This window comes from Desulfovibrio sp. (assembly GCF_047607245.1).
Classification (GTDB): Bacteria; Desulfobacterota; Desulfovibrionia; order Desulfovibrionales; family Desulfovibrionaceae; genus Desulfovibrio.
Window position 1 is genome coordinate 15,384 of record NZ_JASGDK010000091.1, and the last position, 20,217, is coordinate 35,600.

Here is a 20,217-nt window from a genome sequence, read left to right on the forward strand (position 1 = left end):
CCTGTCCCCAAAGTGCATCTGCCCTGCAGGATTATATCTTCTGGTTGCCGCTGTAAAACACGGCATCTGCCAGTGCAGACGGCAAAATACGCCTGCGCTCACGAATATCAACCAGAACATCCTGAAAATTGCCGCGCCTTAACAAGGCCATCCCGCCCCAAAGGCGGTCCTCAGCAGCATTCATGCCCCATATGACACGGCACCCCTACGTGCAGCATCAGGCAGTAACACTATAGAGAAATTATTTTTCAAAGTTAGCAGGCACTAAAATTAAGAACCTACTCCTGCGCCAGATCGCTTACCTTGGCCAGCAGGCGCAGAAGCTGCTGCGCCTCTTCTTCTCCCAGTCCGTCCAGTATACGCTGCTGCGCCTCGGCCCTGTAGGGCTCTGCAGCATCAAGGCAGGCTTTACCGTGCGCAGACAGGCGCACCATCTTCTTGCGCGTGTCGTTGGGGTTCGGCCCGGTCTCAACAAGCCCGGCCTTTTCAAGCTTTTCCACATTCCGGGTAACTGTGGTCTGATCCATGCCCAATGCCCGCCCGATGTCGGTAATAAAGGGTTCGGGCATGGCGGCGATGGCTCTGAGCAGACCGTACTGTGTGCTCCGCATGCCGCTTTTCACAAGATAGCGGCCATACATCTGCGAAAGCTGGCGGTCTGTCTTGCGAATTTGCAGGAGGATGCAGGGAAAAGGCATTGTCTCTCCAGAGTACTTTTCATGTATATACATACGTTACAGGATCAACCGGAAAAGTCAATGCAGCGAATCTTGTCCTCCATATATAAGGTCTGCGAATATTTTCTCTCACCCCTGCCCGAATGCTTGACTAACCCGATTTTTGAAAATAGATTTCAAATCCGAAACAACCCCACCTTGCTTCTCCGCCCAGCGATTTCCGCAAATCGGATATCCTGAGGAAATACGGGAGCGCCATAATGCCGGAATCCTACACCGCTGATGCCGCGCTGTTCTCATCTGACAGCGCACGAGCCAATATTGGCGGCCTTACGTACTCCCTGCGATTTGCCATTGCTGGCAACCCCAACTGTGGCAAAACCACAGTTTTCAACGCCCTTACCGGGGCACACCAGCATGTAGGCAACTACAGCGGCGTTACCGTTGAAAAAAAGGAAGGCTTCATCCGCCATCAAGGGCAAGAGATTGTACTGGTGGACCTGCCTGGCACCTATTCCCTCTCCGCCTATTCGCAGGAAGAAGTGGTGGCCCGCAACGTACTTCTGAGCGGCACGATACAAGCCGTCATCAATGTGGTGGATGCGGGCATTCTTGAGCGCGGCCTGCTGCTTACGGCCCAGCTGCGTGAAATGGGCCTGCCCGTGGTGCTGGCCTGCAACATGATGGACGAAGCCAGAACCGCAGGCATTGATATTGATTTTGAAAAACTTTCTGCCCTTATGGGCGTACGCGCCCTGCCCACGGTAGGCACAAACGGCAAGGGATTGCGTGAAGCGCTTGACGCCGCCCGCCAGTGCGCCCAGATCGACGCCAGCCCCGCCGTGCAACCCGGCATGGATACCGCACACGCTGCCCACCAGGCTCTCCACATCAGCTACGGCCCCTTGCTTGATCCGGCGCTGTCCCAAATGGAAGAACTCATTGCGGGCAGCAACAGCATGGGCGCATCGCCCTACGCCCACTGCGCGCCGCGCTGGCTTGCCCTGAATCTTGTTCAGGACGATCCGGAATCTCTTCAGGCCGTGCGCGCCGCAGACCCTCTGCTGGCTGACTGGCTTGAAACCATTTGCCGCGATCTGCACCAGACCCTGCACGCGCAAAATCTGGATGCCGAAGGTCTTGTGGCGGACGGACACAGTGCCTTTGTACGCCAGGTCGCTTCAGCCTGCATCAGCAAGACCGGGAACCGCCAACGGCTTGGCATGACTGACAAGCTGGACAGATTCCTGGCCCATGCCTTCTGGGGCGCCTTGATCATGCTGGGCGTGCTCTACGCAATGTTTCAGATCACCATTGTAGCGGGCTCCTACCCGCAGGCATGGCTGGAATCCGGCTTTTCCCTGTTAAGTGAACTGGTCAGTTCTGCCCTGCCCGAAGGGCTGCTGGCCTCTCTCATTGTGGACGGCCTTATTGCTGGCGTTGGCGGTGTGCTCAGTTTCGTGCCTCTGGTGCTCATCATGTTCGCTCTCATCGCCTTTGTGGAAGACAGCGGCTATATGGCGCGTATGGCCTATATTGCAGACAGGGTCTTTCAGATGTTCGGCCTGCACGGGGCCTCGGTTATGCCCTACATCATTTCCGGCGGCATTGCGGGAGGCTGCGCCATCCCCGGCGTTATGGCCACGCGCACCATGCGCAGCCCCAAGGAAAAGCTGGCCACCATGCTGACCCTTCCCTATATGGCCTGCGGCGCCAAGCTGCCCGTCTATCTTTTACTGGTGAGCACGTTCTTTCCTGAAAATGCCGCCAACATGATGTTCGCCATCATTCTTCTGTCGTGGACCTTCGCCTTTCTTGTGGCCCTTTTTTTGCGCAAAACAGTGCTGCGTGGGGATGCCACGCCTCTTGTTATGGAAATGCCCCCGTATCGCCTGCCCACGCTGCGCGGCATATGCATCCATTGCTGGGAACGCACCTGGATGTACCTGAAAAAAGCGGGCACGGTGCTTGTTCCTCTGGCCATGCTCATATGGGCTGGCATGACCTTTCCCGCGCTGGACCCGCAACTGGCCCTGCCCTTTGAAAACAATATCGCCCGCCTGTCTGCGGCGCTGGAAGCCCCGGAACTTGCCGAAGAAGCGCACACCGATCTTGAAGACAAGCTGACAAAGGCCGAGGAAGCCCTCAGCGCCGAAAGGCTGCGCAATTCCTTTGCCGGACGCTTGGGCACATGGCTTGAAGACGTGACGCGCCACGCGGGTTTCAGCTGGCGCACCGACGTGGCCCTCATAGGCGGCATTGCCGCCAAGGAAGCTATCATTTCCACACTCGGCACAGCCTACGCCCTTGGTCAGCAAGACCCGGACGACGCCGTTTCTCTGGCGGAACTGTTGCGCAAAGACCCCAGCTGGAATCAGGGTTCGGCCCTGGCCCTGTTGATCTTTGTCATGCTGTACGCGCCCTGCTTTGTGACTCTGGTGGTCATCCGGCAGGAATCCGGCAGCTGGAAATGGGTGTTCTTCAGCATTATTTTCAACACCCTGCTGGCCTTTGCGATGGCCGTGGGCATTTACCAGACCTATTGCGTCTGGATGGGAATCTGACATGGCCCCAGACGGAAAAAAAGATGCCAGCATGGGCATCAACGCCTTTTTGAGCACCGGCATCGTTGTGCTGGCCCTCATATTTTCGGCCAGCTTTTTCTACTATATGAATATGGCCCGCGAAATCAGCGTGGCCAGCACAAAAATTTATGGCGCGTACCTGCCCCTTACCGAAGCCCTCGACAAGGTGGACGAGCAGAAAGAGCACCTCTGGCGGCTGTTGGGCGAAACCGTGCTTGCGGCCTCAGGAGCGCAGAGCAGCCAGGATATGCAGAAATCCTTTGCCCGGCTGCGCCAGACGCCGCCACCCGGCACAACAGCACAGCGCCAACGCTGGGAAGATGCAGTATCCTCCCTTGAACGCATAGCCGTCCTGCTGGCGCAGGCACATGATCTGGAGATGGAAATATCCTCCCCGGTTCTGGAATCCCAAAAACCGCCACTGCCCGGCGGCCAGTCCGCAGCTGAAAGAACGGCGTATGTTGCGGGGCGTCTTGCTTCTGTGAGGCAGGCCCTGAACTCGGCCCTGGCCGACTTTACCACGGCCCTTGCCGGATTTGGCACTCGCAATCCCCTGGCTGATGAAATGCACGGGCAGTTGCGGCGTACCGCCACTCTGGCGCACGATTTTGAAAACAAACTGCTGCTGGGTTTTCTTTTTCTTGGTGCGGGCATGATGATGCTTTATGGAATTTTGCGTCTGCAGGTGGCCCGCCCGCTGCGCGGCATTATGGCCTATCTTGACCAGCTGGGCACTGGTGTAAAAAAACTGCTCTTGCCCAGCAGCCGCATTGTCGAAATACGCAATATCGCGTCTGCTCTGGACAATTTGAGCACCTACCTGAGCAAGGCCACCCTCCAGTCCAAAATTCTGGTTTCAGAGCACGACCGCTTTCAGAAGATGTCTCTTGTGGACGGCCTCACCGGAGTTCGCAACCGCCGCTCATTTGACGACAGCCTGCGCGGCCTGTGGCGCTCCGCCCGGGAAAGCCAGACACCCCTGGCCCTCATCATGCTGGATGTGGACAAGTTCAAAATTTACAATGACAGCTACGGGCACCAGGCTGGCGACGAATGCCTCAAGCACGTGGCGGCAGCCATGACGCGGGCCGCCCGTTCCACCGACATATGCGCCCGCTATGGCGGAGAAGAGTTTGCCCTGCTTTTGCCGGGAGCCGATGCGCATACGGCCCGCGCTGTGGCCCACCGCGTGCATCATGAAATCGAGCGTGAGCAGTTGCCCCACCCGTCTTCCCCGGTAAACGGGTTTGTTACCGTAAGCCTGGGCGTAGCCAGCCTCATGCCCGGCAAGGATATGGGCAATGACGGCAAGCTGCTGGTGCGCAATGCCGACGCCGCCCTGTACGACGCCAAATCCGCAGGACGCAACCGTACGCATGTTTACGGAGAAGAAATGGCCTGCACCCCGGCGGCTGTGCCCGCCTGACGCCACAGGCCAATAATGCAGTCACCCGCATACGCAAGCTCCTGACTGCTTTGCGCCATCCCCTGTGGGTATTTCAGCTCGCGCCCTGTAGCGGGGATTCCCTGCAAAGCAGTGATCCCGGCATGCGGTAACAGCCGCATGCCGGGATCACATTGTATTTGCGGGATCAAACGCCGCAACGAGCGTGTCTTAAACTTTGAGAATGCACATTTTCAAAGTTCTTTTACTCTAGACCGTACCGTCTCTTTTCATGCTTTCAATAAGATCGCGCAGCACCTGCGACTGACGGGCAAGTTCGGCCACGGATGCCGTTGAAAGCCGCATGGCTTCGGAGGTTTCAGCAGAAATGCGGTTGACGTCCTCCACCGAACGGTTGATCTCTTCGCTGGTGGCAGACTGTTGTTCCGCCGCTGTGGCGATGGAACGCACCTGATTTGACGTTTCTTCCACCAGAGCCACAATTTCCTGCAGCGCTTCCCCGGAGGCCCCGGCCAAAGCCGTGGCAGCGTCGATTCTGTTTACCACCTGCTCCACGTGACCCACATTTTTGCGGGTTCCGTTTTGTATTTCCGTGATGGCTTCTCCCACTTCGCGGGTGGCGCTCATAGTTTTTTCGGCCAGCTTGCGCACTTCGTCAGCTACAACAGCAAAGCCGCGCCCGGCTTCGCCCGCGCGTGCAGCCTCAATGGCCGCGTTGAGAGCCAACAGGTTGGTCTGGTCTGCAATATCCGAAATAACGCCAAGTATCTGGCCCGTACTTTCGGCCTGTTTGCCCAGGGCAGTCATATCCGCCTTGAGTTCCGTGGCCTGCCCCTGAGCCTGCCCAATACCGCTGACAGCCTGCGAAACCACATCTGCGCCTTCCGTGGCCCGGTTTCTGGCGTGGTCTGCTGAAGAAGCGGCCTCAGCGGCGTTGCGGGCAACCTCGGTCACGGTGGAGTTCATTTCTTCCATCGCAGTGGCGGTTTCGCTGGCGCGAACACTTTGCTGCTCCGCGCCTCTGCTGGACTGGTCGACCTGTACCGAAAGCGCTTCAGAAGCGTCGGTAATGGCCCTTACCACTCCCTCAAGACGCGAGGCGGCGTGCAGCATGCCTTCAGCTTTGGCCCTTTCGGCAACGGTTCGGGCTTCCTGCGCCTCTGCCGTGGCCAAGGCTGCGCGGTCGGACTCCTGCTTGGCCAGACGGGTTTTTTCGTCAGCCTGGGCGATCATGTCCTTGAGGCTTGCCACCATTGTACGCAGATTTTCTGCCAGCTTGCCGATTTCATTGCGTGACCGCAGAACCAGCACATGGTCCAGCCTGCCTTCGGCCACCTGTCCAGCATAGCCTTGTAACTGGCGCAATGGCCGCACGGCAATTCTGTCCAGAGCGATCAGGGTTATGATAATGAGCGCCGCCACGGCAATACCGCCGATGAGCAGCATGATGTTGCGCTGTTCCATAGCCGGAGCTTCAATTTCAGCCATGGTCATAGTTATGCCCACAACCCAGTTCCAGTGGGGCACCTGAGCCCAGGCCAGCATGCTTTCCTGCCCATTGCTGCCCTTGTAAGTGACACCCTCGCCAGAGGAGTTTTTGAGCATGTCGGCTATGCCGGGTTCGGTGGCAAGATTCTTGAGGATAAGCTCGCTGTTGGGATGCCCGATCATGACGCCCTCGGGCGAAATGATAAAGGGATGCCCCGTGCTGCCCAGCTTGATGCTCTGGATGTAGTTCTTCATGAGGCCGTCAATGTCGTAGGACATGCCCACGCCGCCGATGACCTTTCCGCTGTCGTCACGCACAGGCGCTGTTACGCTGACAATGAGCTTGCCTGTGGCGTAACTCTTGATGGGTGAAGAGCTGAAACCCTCTTTCCCGGCCAGTGCAGCCTGCACATATTCGCGGTTGGCAAGATCGTTAAGCTTGCCTTCCTTGCCCTGAGCACGCGTGATCACCTGCTTGCCCTGACGGTCAAACAGATAGAGCGTGTTTACGTCCGACGACGCCTGGGACATGACGGAAAGAAAGGTGGCAGCCCCATCCTCGCCAGTGCCAGAGAGTAAAAACTCCTTCAATCTTGGGGCCTTTGCCACACCACGAACCAGCATTACCTGCTGCTGGCCGAAATCGGACAAAGACTTTGAAATGGTTTGGGCCATGAGTTGCATTTCGTGCGTGCGGGCTTCAAGGCTGGAATCATAGCTGAGCTTGACCACAACCCCGATAAGTGCCGACTGAATGGCGATAACAACCCCACCCACAAGCAACAGCATTGCTGTCCTGATACTTGAAAACATCCTTTCCTCTCTTTGCAGAAGTTGGCAGCGCTGCTATCCGGGCATTGTCTGCCAAAGAAAGCAACCTGCTTACGTACCGGTTTATGACTGAACTTCCGGGTCTGCCGAACCGGAGCACAGGCAAAAAGAGATGCGGCGGCGCAACTACTGTTACCCCACCGCATTTTATCGAACAAGCGTTAATATGCTTATTTTTTTTGCAAGTTGAGCCTGCGTACTACCGCATCCGCCCCCATACTGGCAAATTCCGCCACTTCGCGGCCATCACGGGCACTTTGAGGCAAAAGAAGTTCCGGCATATTGGCAAGACTTTTGTCGGGTGTAACGCCGTATTCCGCAGGGAAGGCGTCACTGAAATACATATCCTGAAAGCCTGCAAACTTCAGGGCGTGGGCCGTGGCGTCCAGCACGGCATGCTCATTGTCGCCCACAAGACCAAGAGCGCGGGCATTGCGCAGGCCAGCCAGGCATTCGCCGCCCTGGGTGCAGGCTATGTGGCCGTGGCGGTTGCCGACGATCATTGCGTCCATAATCTGCTGTTCGGTAACGCGCACCACCTGGAAGGCGCGCTCGCCGCCAGCTTCAATAAAGCGCTCGGCCAGCATGCGTACGCGCGGGAAGGACACGGGGTTGCCGATCATAGCCGCCTGGGCCACGCTGGGCTGCACGGTCACGGGCTGCCAGTGGCGTGAGCCCTTGGGGGCGTCATAGTAGCGCCACACGGGGTCCGCATGTTCAGACTGTACGCCGAAGATGCGCGGCAGGCTGGTGATAATGCCCAGATCAAGCATTTTCAGCAGACCGCACATAATGGCCGTGATGTTGCCTGCATTGCCGATGGGCACAAAGAGGCACTGATCAGTCATGTCCCAACCATACCACTGCGCCACTTCGTAGGCATAGGATTCCTGCCCGAGAATGCGCCAGCTGTTCTTGGAGTTGAGCAGAGCCACGCGATAATTTTCTGCCAGCAGTTCAACAACCTTCATGCAGTCGTCAAACACGCCCGGCAGTTCCAGCACCGTAGCGCCGCTGCCAAGGGGTTGCGCGAGTTGCTGCGGCGTCACCTTGCCGTGGGGCAGCAGCACCACGGATTTGAGGGGGGCGCCCACATAGGAAGCGTACAGGGCCGCAGCGGCCGACGTGTCGCCCGTTGAAGCGCAGACCGTAAGAACTTCGTCCCACTTGTTGCGGCGGCAAAGCCACTTCAAGTAGCTGAACGCGCAGGCCATGCCCCTGTCCTTGAAGGAGGCGCTGGGGTTCTGACCGTCATTCTTGTAGGCAAAGGGCACACCCACCTGATCGCGCAGGGCCGGGGCCGCCTCCACAATAGGCGTGATGCCGTCGCCCAGATAGACGATATCGTCTTCTTCCAGCAGCGGAGCCAGCAATTCGTAATAGCGAAAAATGCCTTTGAGGGCCGTCACGCGGGTGGCGCTGCGGTCATCAAAAACCTGCCGCCATTCCTGTCCGCTGCGCTCCTTGAGTTTGGCAAAATCAAGGTTTTCCAGCAGAAATACACCGCCGCACTGGGGGCAGGTGTACAGCAGGTCGTCGCCGGGGTAGCGCGCGCCGCAGTCAAGGCAGACATACTCCATGCGGCCGCGATAGGCCGGAAAATCCGCGTGGGACATAAGACGAACTCCTTCTTGGCAAGCCAGGGGGAAGGGAGAATTACCGTAAAAAACCTTTCTTCCCCCACCCCGGCCTGCAAATTTATGCTGGCCGGGCCGCTTCAAAGGCTTTTTACCCGCCCGACGCAAAGGGCGTCAGGCAATCCAAAATATGCAGCAACAAGGCCTGCTGACGGCCAGAGCCACGGGCAGGACGGCTAGTTTCCGCCCTTACCTTCACCTTGCTGATCGCAGTGCGCCTGACACTGGCCCTTGCTTTTCTGCCAGCTTTTTTCGGTTCCGGCGCGCAGGCGAACAATGTTCTCCTTGTGCTTCCAGACCACCACGGTCCATATGCCAAGGCTCAACGGCAGCCAGGTCCACTGCCCGCTGACGGCCAGAGCTACTGGCAGAGCCGTAACCAGGGTCAGCGATCCCAGCGACACAAAACCACTGCGCCAGATAACCAGCAGACACAGAATCGAGGCCGCAAGAAGCTGCCAGATGGCAAGGGGCAAAAAAACGCCGATGCTCGTAGCCACGGCCTTGCCGCCCTTGAGCTTCATGAAACAGGAAAAAACATGGCCCAGCACGCAGGCCAGGGCCACAATACTCACAAAAGCGGGAGAAGGATTGATCCTGAAGGCCAGCCACACGGGCACAGCCCCCTTGAGCACGTCGCACAAAAGTGTGGCGACGCCCCATTTAAAACCACACAGCCGGGCCACATTGGTGGCTCCGGTGTTACGGCTTCCGTTCTCACGCGGGTCAATACCGCAAAAGGTCCGGGCGATAACCAATCCCCACGGCGCGGAGCCGAGTATATAGGCCAGGGCTATCCATAAAACTTCCAGCATGGTTTTCTCCGCAGAGTGCTGTTGAGGCCGTGGGCCTTTTGGTGTGCCGCGCGAGAGAACGGCGGGCAGCACCAGCCAAGACAATTTTTATGGGCCGGGCGCGTTGGCTCCGGCTTCATCCGCACGCCGCTTTGCGGCGGCAACCGCCAGAAGCAGGCTGCCCTGAGAGGCTTTTTGCATGCCTTTGGCGGGCACACAAAAGGCCTTGGCTTCTTGCGCTACCCGGTCGTGGCGGCTTCGAGAATCATGATCTCGTTATACAATGGGTGCACCTTGCCGATGCGCACATCCACCTGCAAACCGGGGTGCGCCCTGTCGTCAAAGAGCTTTCGCCTGCCGCGCACAAACATGCCCTGATCCGGCAGGCTCACGCTGACAAAGGCGTCATTTTCTTCAGTAATCACGCCGGGCCACCACACTTTGTCTCCCTGTTGGCGGAAGAACAGCAGTTTCCAGTAGCGCGGGCGGAAGCGCTGCACCTGCCCTGCCCCGTCCAGCGCGGGCGAAAGGGCCTGCAACAGGCGCACAAGCATGTCTTCGCTCCAGCGGGGCTGGCCCGTACACAAGAAATGCACCACCTGCGCCTCGTTGACAAGGTCAGGATACCTGCGCAAAGGCGAAGTCATAGGTGTGTAGCGGTCAAGCCCCAAAGCCGCGTGGGGCCGGGCCTGCACCTCAAGCCCCGAAGGCGTCAGCGCGCGCATTATGCGCGTCATGTCCTGCGGGGTATTCCATATGCCCGCATACTCGCGGGGCAAAACAACGTCCTGCACCCGGTGCAGCATGGACATGCCGCGCTCCAAGGCCCAATGGGCCACAGCGGCACTGGCGAGAATCATCATCTCCGCCACCAGCATCTGCGCATCGGGGGCGCTGTAGTCCGGCCCCACATGCACGCGCACGTCGGCCCCTTCGCCTTCCAGCGAAACGGCAGGGTCGGGCCTGTCCATAACCACAGCGCCGTCTTCAATGCGTGCGCCTTGCCTTTTTCGGGCCAGATCAAGGCCGGAACGCAACTGCCCGGCATGGGCGGCAGCGGGATTTTCAGGCAATGGAGCGTCAGCACTTTCGGCCTGCGCATCCAGCACGGCCTGACTGTCACGGTAGGTCAGGTTGGCAGCCAGACGCACGCGGGCAAGGTATGCCCGGCAGGAGCCGTAGCGGCCATTGGCGTCAACCGGAACCTCCACGCACAGCGCGGGGCGGGATTCGTTGGCAATCAGGGAGTAAGCCGCCGTGCCCAGAACTTCCGGCAGCATGTGGCAGTCGCCTTCAGGCAGATAAATGCTCGTACCCCGGTGCAGCACAGCCTTGTCCAAGGGGCTGCCAAAAGGCCAGTACAGCGCGGGGCAGGCCAGGGCCAGGGTAAGCAGGTAGCCGTCTTCCGCTGGCTGCACATGAAAGGCATCGTCCACGTCACGGGTGCTGGCACTGTCGATGCTTATGAAGGGCAACGGGCTTTCAGGCAGCGGACCTGGTTCAAAAAGCAGAGAAGGCGACGAGGCAGGGGCTTCTGCAGCTACAGCAGAGAAATCTTCGTCGCACATGCAGCCCGCAGGCGCGTCAGAAGTAAAAAGCGCTGCATCGGGCATTTCGCCGCTTTGCGAGGCGCGAACCAGCGCGTCCACCTGTTCGCTGTGCGGCGTCCACCAGCTGTCGCCAGAAGCGTAGCCTGCGCGGTCCAACCAGAAATTGTAGTGCGGCGGCACTTTACCCCAGGCTACCAGCAGTTGCAGGGGCAGGTGCGGCACATCCGGCAGGCCTTTGCCAAGGGTGCGCCACAGGGCGTCATATTCCTGCCCTTCCGGGTCGATCATGCGGGCTCGCAGCACTTCTTCAAGACTTTCGGCCACATCATCTGGCGGCCATTCTCCGCTGCTGGCTCCTTCCGCCGGAGGTGGCGGCAGCTCGCGCTTGCGGCAGGCCACATCCCACAACATGCGCAAAAAGGCCGCGCCACCTGCAATAAGGGCTTCGCGTTCAAGGCGGGTTTTTTCTTCCACCAGGCGTTTTTCAACCATACCAGCGGGAAAAACCTGAAAATCCGGGGGCTGGAAGCGAAAATGGCTCTTACAGGCCAGCAGGGCGCGGCCATAGGCAGACACCTGATCCACGGAAGGATCAGAGGTGAAAAGTTCGGCAAACCACGTGGCCGGAGCCACGCTTACCTCGCCCTGAGCCAGCTCCCACACGTCCATAACAGGCACATCGGCAGCCAGATCTTCACGGCTTTTTTTATGCTGCTCAAGCAGGCGCACTGCGTCTTCGCGGCCAAGATCCGCCCCATGCATGGGCCCAAGCCAGGGCAGCAGGCGCGACGCATTGAGCCGCGTTTCACGGCGGTTGGGCAAAAGAAGGCGCAAGCGCCCCCCGACCTCTTCAGTAATAAGGGCAATCTGAACAGCGTTGCCCTCCATATATTCCACCACGCAGCCCGGCGCTGGGTAGCGCACACAATCCGACATGCCTGCTCCTTCAGAAGGCGCGCCAGACAAGCATTGCCGCCATGCGCCTTCGACAGGGACAATCATTCATTTTTGTTTTTCTGGCAAGTGCCCGATTTCCGCCAGCGCCACAGGACAGTCGCTCTGGAACATTTTAACTTTTAAAAAATTAAAAAACTCCAGCACGCACAAAAGTGCAACGGGCCACAGCCCGGCGCGGATTCTGCTAAAAGTTGCATCCTTCGGCAGGATGACAATTTAAAATGTTAATTATTTCAAAGCCAAACTGGGCTGAGACGCTTCATGCCGGAAAAGCTGTCAGGCACCCTTTCCCAATTCCTTGCCGCGCAACAGGCGTCAACGGGCCTTGCGCCGTCAAACGGGCACTTCAAGTGCCAAGGGTTTCAGACTGATGCGCCCTTGCGCGCACTGGACGGGAAAACGCGAAGCCGCTATAAAAGCGTTCCACGGACAACTTTTTTCCGCGCGGTCAGCGCGAGTCGGCGGGAGCATATGAGCAATATCATCCACCAAAGCGGAGGCAGCCGTACCCTGGTTATGCAGGAGCCTGAAAAACCCCAGCTCTACCGCGAACTTTTTCCCTACACCAGCGTCTGCCGCACGTCTTTTGACGAAGTGCTGCTGGCTCCGCGCCCTGCGGAGCAAATGCGCATTACCGACACGACCTTTCGTGACGGCCAGCAGGCCCGCCCGCCCTATACCGTCAAGCAAGTGGCCAAGATGTTCGATTTTCTGCACCGCCTGGGTGGAAAAACCGGACTGATCACTGCTTCGGAATTTTTTCTTTACTCCGCCAAGGACCGCAAGTGCATCGACGTGTGCCGCGCCCGTGGCTACCGCTTTCCCCGGGTAACTGCATGGATCCGCGCCACCAAGGATGACCTCAAGCTGGCCCGCGATATGGAATTTGACGAAACCGGCATGCTCACCAGCGTGTCGGACTACCATATTTTTCTCAAACTGGGCAAAACCCGCCAGCAGGCTATGGACATGTATGTGGGCATGGCCGAGCAGGCTCTGGAATGGGGCATCATTCCCCGTTGCCACTTTGAGGACATCACCAGAGCCGACATTTACGGTTTCTGCCTGCCCCTCGCCCAGCGCCTGATGGAACTGGCGCGCCAGAGCGGCATGCCTGTCAAAATTCGCATGTGCGACACAATGGGTTACGGCGTGCCCTACCCCGGCGCGGCGCTGCCCCGCTCGGTACAGCGCATCGTGCGGGCCTTCACCGACGAGGCTGGCGTTCCCGGCCAGTGGCTTGAATGGCACGGGCACAACGACTTCCACAAGGTGCTTGTCAACGGCGTTACCGCATGGCTGTATGGCTGCGGCGCGGTCAACAGCACGCTCTTCGGTTTTGGCGAGCGCACGGGCAACACCCCTCTTGAAGCCCTGCTGGTGGAGTACATATCCCTCACGGGCGACGATGCCGCCGCCGACACCACCATTCTGAATGAAGTGGCCCAGTTCTTTGAAAAAGAGCTGCACTACCGCATTCCCCACAACTACCCCTTTGTGGGCCGCGACTTCAACGCCACCAGCGCGGGCGTGCATGCGGACGGCCTGGCCAAGAACGAAGAAATTTACAATATCTTCGACACCAACCATCTGCTTGGCCGTCCGGTGCCCATCATCATCACCGACAAGACGGGCCGTGCGGGCGTTGCCTACTGGATCAATACCAATCTCAACCTGGATAAAGACCGGCAGGTTTCCAAAAAGCACCCGGCCGTGGGCAACATCTACGACGCCATCATGGCCGTCTACGAAGAAACCGGGCGCACCACGCACTTCTCGCACGAAGAAATGGAAGCCCTTGTGCAAAAGTTCATGCCCGAGCTCTTTGCTTCCGAATTCGACCACATGAAGCAGCTGGCTGGCGAACTTTCTGCCAACCTTATTGTGCGGCTTGTGCACAACAAGGATTTGCTGGACTTTGGCAAAAAAGCCTGCGGCAGACTGGACGAATTTGTTCGCGAGTACCCCTTTATTCAGTACTGCTACCTCACGGACGCCCAGGGCCGCCTCAAGTGTTCGGCCATCACCGACCCCGTGTACAAAGAAACTTACGAAGCCCTGCCCATTGGCTACGATTTTTCGGACCGCCAGTGGTTCAAGATGCCCATGCAGAGCGGCGACCTGCACATTATGGATGTGTACCAGTCGCACTTCACGGGCAAGCTCATTATCACCGTGTCCTGCGCTGTTACGGATGAAAAGGACAATATCGTCGGCGTCATCGGCGTTGACATCCAGCTTGAGCAACTGCTCAAGCGCGCGCGTTCTCTCCAGCACGAAGAAGACGACAGCGACGACAACGACTAGCAGTTTCAGGTGGGCCGGGCTCGGGATGGCCCGGCCCCGTTTTGGGGAAACGCTGATTTATTCCGCTTGGCGGCGTTGCTTCACTTTTTTTGGAACAGTCGAGGGCGGAAGAGCCCACTCCTGCTTCAAAAAAAGGTCGCGCCTTGCCAAACGAAAGAACTGCGCGTTTCCAGAAGGTTTTTAATCAGTGCTTCCTTGGATACTGGTTAATTTTGAAGTGCTTCGCGTTTCAAAATTGTCATTCTGCCGCGGATGCACTTTCCGGCAGAATCCACGCCGCGTTACTGCGCGCTGCACTCTCGTGCAGCGTTAGAGTATGTAACCTTTTTTAAAGTTTACATGCTCTATATTCACCGACAGTTAAAAGGACAGGGGAACATGCGCAAGACTGTGTACTGGATTGAAGGCGATGGCATCGGCCCGGAAATCTGGCAGGCCGCCCGCCCGGTTATTGAAGGAGCCATCAGCGCTGCCGGAGCCGACCTCACCCTGGACTGGGTGGAACTGCTGGCTGGCGACAAGGCCGTGAAAGAAACGGGCCACCCCCTGCCCGACGCCACTCTTGAAGCCCTGCGCCATGCCGAACTTGCCATGAAGGGACCTCTGGGAACCCCGGTAGGCACGGGCATACGCAGCCTCAACGTGGCCCTGCGCCAAACTCTGGACCTCTATGCCTGCATCCGCCCCGTATGCCATTTTGAAGGGCTGGAAACCCCGGTCAAGCATCCTGAACGGGTCAACATGGTCATCTTTCGCGAAAATACCGAAGACGTGTACGCGGGCGTGGAATTTGCCGCCAACACCCCAGAGGCCCGCAAGCTCATCGCCTTTCTGCGCGACGAACTGGGCGTGACCAAGGTGGGCGACGCTGCCGCCGTGGGCATCAAGCCTATGACCGAAGCTGGCTCCAAACGCCTTGTGCGCCGCGCCCTGCGCTTTGCCCTGGACCAGAAGCAGGAAAGCCTCACCCTTGTGCACAAGGGCAATATCATGAAGTTCACCGAAGGCGCTTTTCGCCAGTGGGGCTACGATGTGGCCGCGCAGGAGTTCGGCGACCTCACCTGCTCCGAAAAGGAGCCCGTGGCCGGACGCCTTGTGGTCAAAGACCGCATAGCCGATGCGATGTTCCAGGAAGCCCTGCTGCGGCCTGAACAGTATCAGGTGCTGGCCACGCCCAACCTCAACGGCGACTACATCTCCGACGCGCTTGCCGCGCAGGTGGGCGGCCTTGGGCTGGCCCCCGGCGTCAACATGTCGGACACGCTGGCCTTTTACGAAGCCACCCACGGCACTGCCCCCACCATTGCAGGCAAGGACAAAGCCAACCCCGGCAGTGTCATCCTGTGCGGCGCGCTTATGCTGGAACATCTGGGCCAGCACGACGCAGCGAACCGCATCCGCAAGGCTGTGGGCAAGGCCATCACGGGCAAGGCCGTCACCGAAGATCTGGCCGCTCAGGTTACTGGCTCCCGCGTGGTGGGCTGCAAGGAGTTCGGCGACATCATCGGCTCGTATCTGTAAAAATCCTTTTCAGGAGGAGGGATACCTCGGCACGGCAACGCGCAAAGGATGCATCCCTTCTCCTGACGCCTACACGGGCTTTCTTCTGCAAGGCGATTCGCAGGGGCCCAGAAAATACAGGAACAGCCCATAGTCTGAAGCTCGTCCCTTTCCATCAACAAGGTTATTGTCATGATTTCACTGGAAACCCTGCTGCTCTTCTTGCCTATGGCTGCCATACTGGTGATCCTGCCGGGGCCGGACTTCGCCCTTATTGCCAAAATTTCGCTGCTCAATGGCCGCCCGCAAGGGCAAGCGGCGGCGTGCGGCGTTGCCCTTGGCATCTGCGTGCACACCACTGCCGCCATGCTGGGCATATCTGCCATTATTGCCCAGTCCATGCTGTGGTTCAGCATTCTGAAATACGCTGGCGCGGCCTATCTTATCTGGCTCGGCATTCAGGCCCTGCGCAACAGTGGGGCCGTAAGCGCCGCCGTGGTAAAAACAGCGCCTCGTGACGGTGTGGCCGCGCATGAAGCCGCTGCCCCTCCCGTTGCGGAACAGCGCCTTTCGGTTCGCCAGTGGTGGTCTTTTTTCTGGCAAGGGTTTTTGACCAATGCCCTGAATCCCAAGGCCGTCATTATCTTTTTGACATTTCTGCCGCAATTCACAGACCCGCACGCTCCCCTGGCTCCGCAATTTCTGGAGCTTGGCGGCATCATGTCGGCCCTGTGTCTGCTCTGGTACGTCCCCCTGGCCTACATGCTTGGCCGCGTACGTCATGTTTTTGAGAACAGCCGCTTTCAGCTCTGGCTGCAACGCTTTACAGGTTTCGTCTTCATTGCCTTCGGCCTCAAACTGGCCGCGGCGCAGTCCCGCTAACCAGCGTCGCGCCAGCGACTCCCAAACCCAGCAGGAAGGTCTGCCAACATGATTGAGCTCATAAGCAATGCCGTTGTCATTGAAGGAAACACCATCCGCAGCGCCGAAGAGGCCCGCGCCAAGGGTGTGGATTTGGAAGCCGCGCGCAAAAACAGCCTGTCTGCCCGCATTCTTGCCGCGCATAACACCGCCCCTGAAGGCGAAGATGTGCTGCGTGTCCGTTTTGACGCTCTGGCCTCCCACGACATTACCTATGTGGGCATCATCCAGACGGCCCGCGCCAGCGGCCTCACCGAATTTCCCGTGCCGTACGCCCTCACCAACTGCCACAACAGCCTCTGCGCCGTGGGCGGCACCATCAACGAAGACGACCACCTTTTCGGTCTTGCGGCTGCGCAGAAGTACGGCGGCATTTTCGTGCCCCCGCACCTGGCGGTCATACATCAGTATGTGCGCGAAATGATGACCAAATGCGGCGGCATGATTCTGGGGTCAGACAGCCATACCCGCTACGGCGCTCTTGGCGTCATGGCCATCGGCGAAGGCGGCCCGGAGCTGGTCAAACAGATTCTTGGCAAGACCTACGATGTGACCAATCCTCAAAAAATCGCCGTCTGGCTTGAAGGCGCGCCCCGCCCCGGCGTTGGCCCGCAGGACGTTGCGCTTACGCTTATTGCCGCCGTGTTCAAGAACGGCTTTGTGAAAAACAAGGTTCTGGAATTTATGGGCCCCGGCGTGGAAGGCCTTTCAGTGGAATACCGTTGCGGCATCGACGTCATGACCACGGAAACCACCTGTCTTTCTTCCATATGGACCACGGACGGCAAGGTGCGCCAGTACCTTGAAAAGCACGGCCGCCCCGGCGACTACGCCGAACTGCGCCTTGAAGGCCCGGCCTGTTATGACGGGCTCATCCGCATTAATCTCGACAAGATCGTGCCGATGATCGCCCTGCCCTTCCATCCCAGCAATGCCTACCCCGTGGCCGAAGTGGCAAAGCATGCCTCCGAACTGCTGGCCCAGGTGGAGGACGAAGCCCGCAAGCAGTTTGGCGACGCCGCCAAGGGGCTGAATCTTTGTGGTAAAATCCGCGACGGCGGCCTGTGGGTGGATCAGGGCATCATTGCTGGCTGCGCTGGCGGCAGCTTTGAAAACATCACGCTGGCCGCCGCCATTCTGGACGGCAAAAGCACCGGCAATCTGGCCTTCAGCCTGTCGGTTTACCCCGCCAGCGAACCGCAAGGGCTTGCACTGGTCAACAACGGTTCCACGGCCAAACTTATGGCTGCTGGCGCTGTGCTCAAAAACGCTTTCTGCGGCCCCTGTTTCGGTGCGGGCGATACTCCTGCGCACGGCGCACTGTCCATCCGCCACACCACGCGCAACTTCCCCAACCGCGAAGGCTCCAAGCCTGCCAACGGCCAGCTTTCTGCTGTTGCCCTTATGGACGCCCGTTCCATCGCGGCCACGGCTGCCAATGGCGGCCGCCTGACGCCCGCCACGGATCTTGACTGGTCAGCGCCCGGCCTTGCCGACGTTAACCTCGACTACCGCTTCGAGCCGCTTATTTACCACCGCCGTGTGTACAACGGTTTTGGCAATCCCAAGCCGGAAGTGCCACTTGTCTTTGGCCCCAATATTGCCGACTGGCCAGCCATGAGCGCCCTGCCGGACCACTTGCTGTTGCAGGTCGTCAGCGTCATCACCGACCCTGTGACCACAACGGACGAGCTTATTCCTTCGGGCGAAACGTCATCCCTGCGCTCCAACCCCCTCAAGCTGGCGGAATACACCCTGTCGCGCAAAGATCCCGGCTATGTGGAGCGCGCCAAGGCTGTTGACCTGATGGAAAAGGCACGTCTGGTCAATGCGGCTGACCCTGAACTGGTGGCCCGCGCCCGCGCTCTTTTCGCCCTTTGCGGCCTGGATATCCTGCAGGGAGCCGCCGACCTCAAGAACGTGGGCCTCGGCTCTACCATCTTTGCGGTCAAGCCCGGCGACGGTTCTGCCCGCGAGCAAGCGGCATCCTGCCAGAAAGTGCTGGGCGGCTGGGCCAACCTTGCGGTCGAATACGCCACAAAGCGCTACCGCTCCAACCTCATCAACTGGGGCATGCTGCCCTTTATTGGTGACGCGGATCTGGCTGAAACGCTTCAGGTGGGCGACTGGCTGGCCGTGCCCAACGTACGCAAGGCCGTGAAAGACGCGGAGCCGACCATTCTGGCCTATGTCGTGCGCGAAAGCGGCAAGGCCGAGCAGATAGGCCTGACCCTCAAGGACCTGACCGACGACGAGCGCCAGATTATCCTCGACGGCTGCCTGATCAATTTTTATAATTCCACGCGCAAGCAGTAAACGCGCATCCCCCAAAACATACGACGCTGGCCGCCGCTTCCGGTAGATGAAACATACCGGGAGCGGCGGCCAGCGGCTTCAAGGACGAAATTTATGAATCCGATTGAAGAAATGAGACAATCCTACCGGGATATGATCCCACTGGCAGGCGTTGGCGATCAGGTCGAGAGCGTCAAAGACATAAGCATTCCGGCGGACAGTCCGGCGCGAAAAATCACCCTCAGAATTTACACTCCCAAACAGGATACCCCGCAAGCAAGCCTACCCCTTTTTCTGTTCATGCATGGCGGTGGTTTTATTTCTGGCGACCTTGACACACACGACGTTTTGCTTCGGGGCATTTGCGACGGCGCAAAGTGTGTTGTTGTTTCGGTTGATTACCGCCTGGCCCCGGAACATCCGTTTCCTGCCGGGCTGGAAGACGTGTATGCTGCCCTGCTCTGGACCAGCGGCCACGCGGCTGAACTGGGTGGCGACAGAACAAGAATTGTGATCGGTGGCGACAGTGCTGGCGGCAATCTGGCAGCCTCGCTGGCCCTGCTTGCCCGCGACAGAAAAGGGCCGGAGGTTCAGGGTCAGTGGCTGATGTACCCCACCGTCAGCAACAGAATGAACACGGAATCCTGGGTAAAACTTGGCGACGAGCATTTTCCCACCCGTGAACTGAACAGCGTACTGATCTCATCCTACATTGCCGACGGTACAAGTATCGATGACCCGCTGGCCGCTCCGCTCTGGGCCGACCTGAACAATCTTCCGCCCGCTCTTGTTCAGGTGGGCGGTCTTGATCCTCTCAGCGACGAATGCAGGCAGTACGCGCAAAAACTTGAAAAAAGCGGTAACGAAACCAGTTTTCTTTTTTACCCCGGGCACGAGCACGGCTTCATACAGTTCTATAAAGACGAAGAAAACTTTCCCGGCGCAAAACCTTCTTTTGAGCAGGGGCTGAGCTGGCTGCGGGAAGTATTTTCGCGCAGGGCACGTTAGAGGCGATTAGCTTTTTTGAAGAGCTTGGTGGGGGCGTCCCGGCTTCAAAACGACTTTGCTCTGGAGTTGATATTCGCGGGACATTACGCTCTCGCATGATGCCAGAACCTGCCCGTTGATGGCATTGCGCGGCGCGCAGGGAGATCACCCGACCAAAGGAAGGGAAGCTCCCGCAGCAAAAGCCGCGCAGCCCTCGCGCAACTACGGAAGATAGAAAGCCCTTGAAGGCTAACCCGTGGGAGTGGAGAGGTACGAAAACTCA

General features: G+C 58.7%; 14 protein-coding genes. 8 read left to right on the forward strand and 6 right to left on the reverse strand.

Going from position 1 to position 20,217, the window contains the following annotated elements; all coding sequences use genetic code 11:
* Window positions 1-31: 31 nt before the first annotated feature.
* Both QM579_RS07310 and QM579_RS07315 read right to left on the reverse strand, forming a co-directional pair.
* Window positions 32-184 carry a hypothetical protein gene (locus QM579_RS07310; RefSeq protein ID WP_414998510.1) on the reverse strand — a complete coding sequence of 51 codons (153 nt, stop codon included), beginning with the start codon at window positions 182-184 and terminating at the stop codon, window positions 32-34.
* Window positions 185-278: 94 nt separating this feature from the next.
* Window positions 279-698, reverse strand: coding sequence for a MarR family winged helix-turn-helix transcriptional regulator (locus QM579_RS07315; protein ID WP_414998511.1), 420 nt, complete (start codon window positions 696-698; stop codon window positions 279-281).
* Between the two features lie 239 nt (window positions 699-937).
* On the opposite strand from QM579_RS07315, the gene feoB reads away from it, so the two are divergent.
* Both feoB and QM579_RS07325 read left to right on the forward strand, forming a co-directional pair.
* Window positions 938-3,241 (forward strand): ferrous iron transport protein B, encoded by a 2,304-nt coding sequence (gene feoB, locus QM579_RS07320; RefSeq protein WP_414998512.1) that lies wholly within the window; start codon window positions 938-940, stop codon window positions 3,239-3,241.
* A 1-nt stretch (window position 3,242) separates the two neighbouring features.
* The gene (locus tag QM579_RS07325; protein WP_414998513.1) at window positions 3,243-4,688 is read left to right on the forward strand and encodes a GGDEF domain-containing protein; all 1,446 of its coding nucleotides are present in this window, start codon (window positions 3,243-3,245) and stop codon (window positions 4,686-4,688) included.
* 228 nt (window positions 4,689-4,916) lie between these two features.
* Here QM579_RS07325 and QM579_RS07330 read toward each other — a convergent pair whose 3' ends face one another.
* The 4 genes from QM579_RS07330 to QM579_RS07345 form a co-directional block, all read right to left on the reverse strand.
* Entirely contained in the window at window positions 4,917-6,968 is a 2,052-nt protein-coding gene (locus tag QM579_RS07330) for a methyl-accepting chemotaxis protein (RefSeq protein ID WP_414998514.1), read from the reverse strand.
* Between the two features lie 188 nt (window positions 6,969-7,156).
* Complete coding sequence (thrC, locus tag QM579_RS07335; RefSeq protein WP_414998515.1) at window positions 7,157-8,602, reverse strand: threonine synthase; 1,446 nt, start codon at window positions 8,600-8,602, stop codon at window positions 7,157-7,159.
* 197 nt (window positions 8,603-8,799) lie between these two features.
* Complete coding sequence (gene plsY / locus QM579_RS07340) at window positions 8,800-9,438, reverse strand: glycerol-3-phosphate 1-O-acyltransferase PlsY (RefSeq protein WP_414998516.1); 639 nt, start codon at window positions 9,436-9,438, stop codon at window positions 8,800-8,802.
* A 218-nt stretch (window positions 9,439-9,656) separates the two neighbouring features.
* Complete coding sequence (locus QM579_RS07345) at window positions 9,657-11,903, reverse strand: ribonuclease catalytic domain-containing protein (RefSeq protein ID WP_414998517.1); 2,247 nt, start codon at window positions 11,901-11,903, stop codon at window positions 9,657-9,659.
* Between QM579_RS07345 and QM579_RS07350 the strand changes: the two genes are divergently transcribed.
* The 6 genes from QM579_RS07350 to QM579_RS07375 all read left to right on the forward strand — a co-directional run bounded on the left by QM579_RS07350 (window position 11,902) and on the right by QM579_RS07375 (window position 19,955).
* Window positions 11,902-12,144 carry a hypothetical protein gene (locus QM579_RS07350; protein ID WP_414998518.1) on the forward strand — a complete coding sequence of 81 codons (243 nt, stop codon included), beginning with the start codon at window positions 11,902-11,904 and terminating at the stop codon, window positions 12,142-12,144. The genes QM579_RS07345 and QM579_RS07350 overlap by 2 nt on opposite strands.
* 251 nt (window positions 12,145-12,395) lie before the next feature.
* On the forward strand, window positions 12,396-14,231 hold the full coding sequence (locus QM579_RS07355) for a cache domain-containing protein (RefSeq protein WP_414998519.1): 1,836 nt from the start codon (window positions 12,396-12,398) through the stop codon (window positions 14,229-14,231).
* 378 nt (window positions 14,232-14,609) lie between these two features.
* The gene (gene icd / locus QM579_RS07360) at window positions 14,610-15,752 is read left to right on the forward strand and encodes an NADP-dependent isocitrate dehydrogenase (protein WP_414998520.1); all 1,143 of its coding nucleotides are present in this window, start codon (window positions 14,610-14,612) and stop codon (window positions 15,750-15,752) included.
* Between the two features lie 171 nt (window positions 15,753-15,923).
* Window positions 15,924-16,613 (forward strand): LysE family translocator, encoded by a 690-nt coding sequence (locus QM579_RS07365; RefSeq protein ID WP_414998521.1) that lies wholly within the window; start codon window positions 15,924-15,926, stop codon window positions 16,611-16,613.
* A gap of 48 nt (window positions 16,614-16,661) precedes the next feature.
* Window positions 16,662-18,968 (forward strand): hydratase, encoded by a 2,307-nt coding sequence (locus tag QM579_RS07370; protein ID WP_414998522.1) that lies wholly within the window; start codon window positions 16,662-16,664, stop codon window positions 18,966-18,968.
* 93 nt (window positions 18,969-19,061) lie between these two features.
* The gene (locus QM579_RS07375) at window positions 19,062-19,955 is read left to right on the forward strand and encodes an alpha/beta hydrolase (protein WP_414998523.1); all 894 of its coding nucleotides are present in this window, start codon (window positions 19,062-19,064) and stop codon (window positions 19,953-19,955) included.
* Window positions 19,956-20,217: the final 262 nt, after the last annotated feature.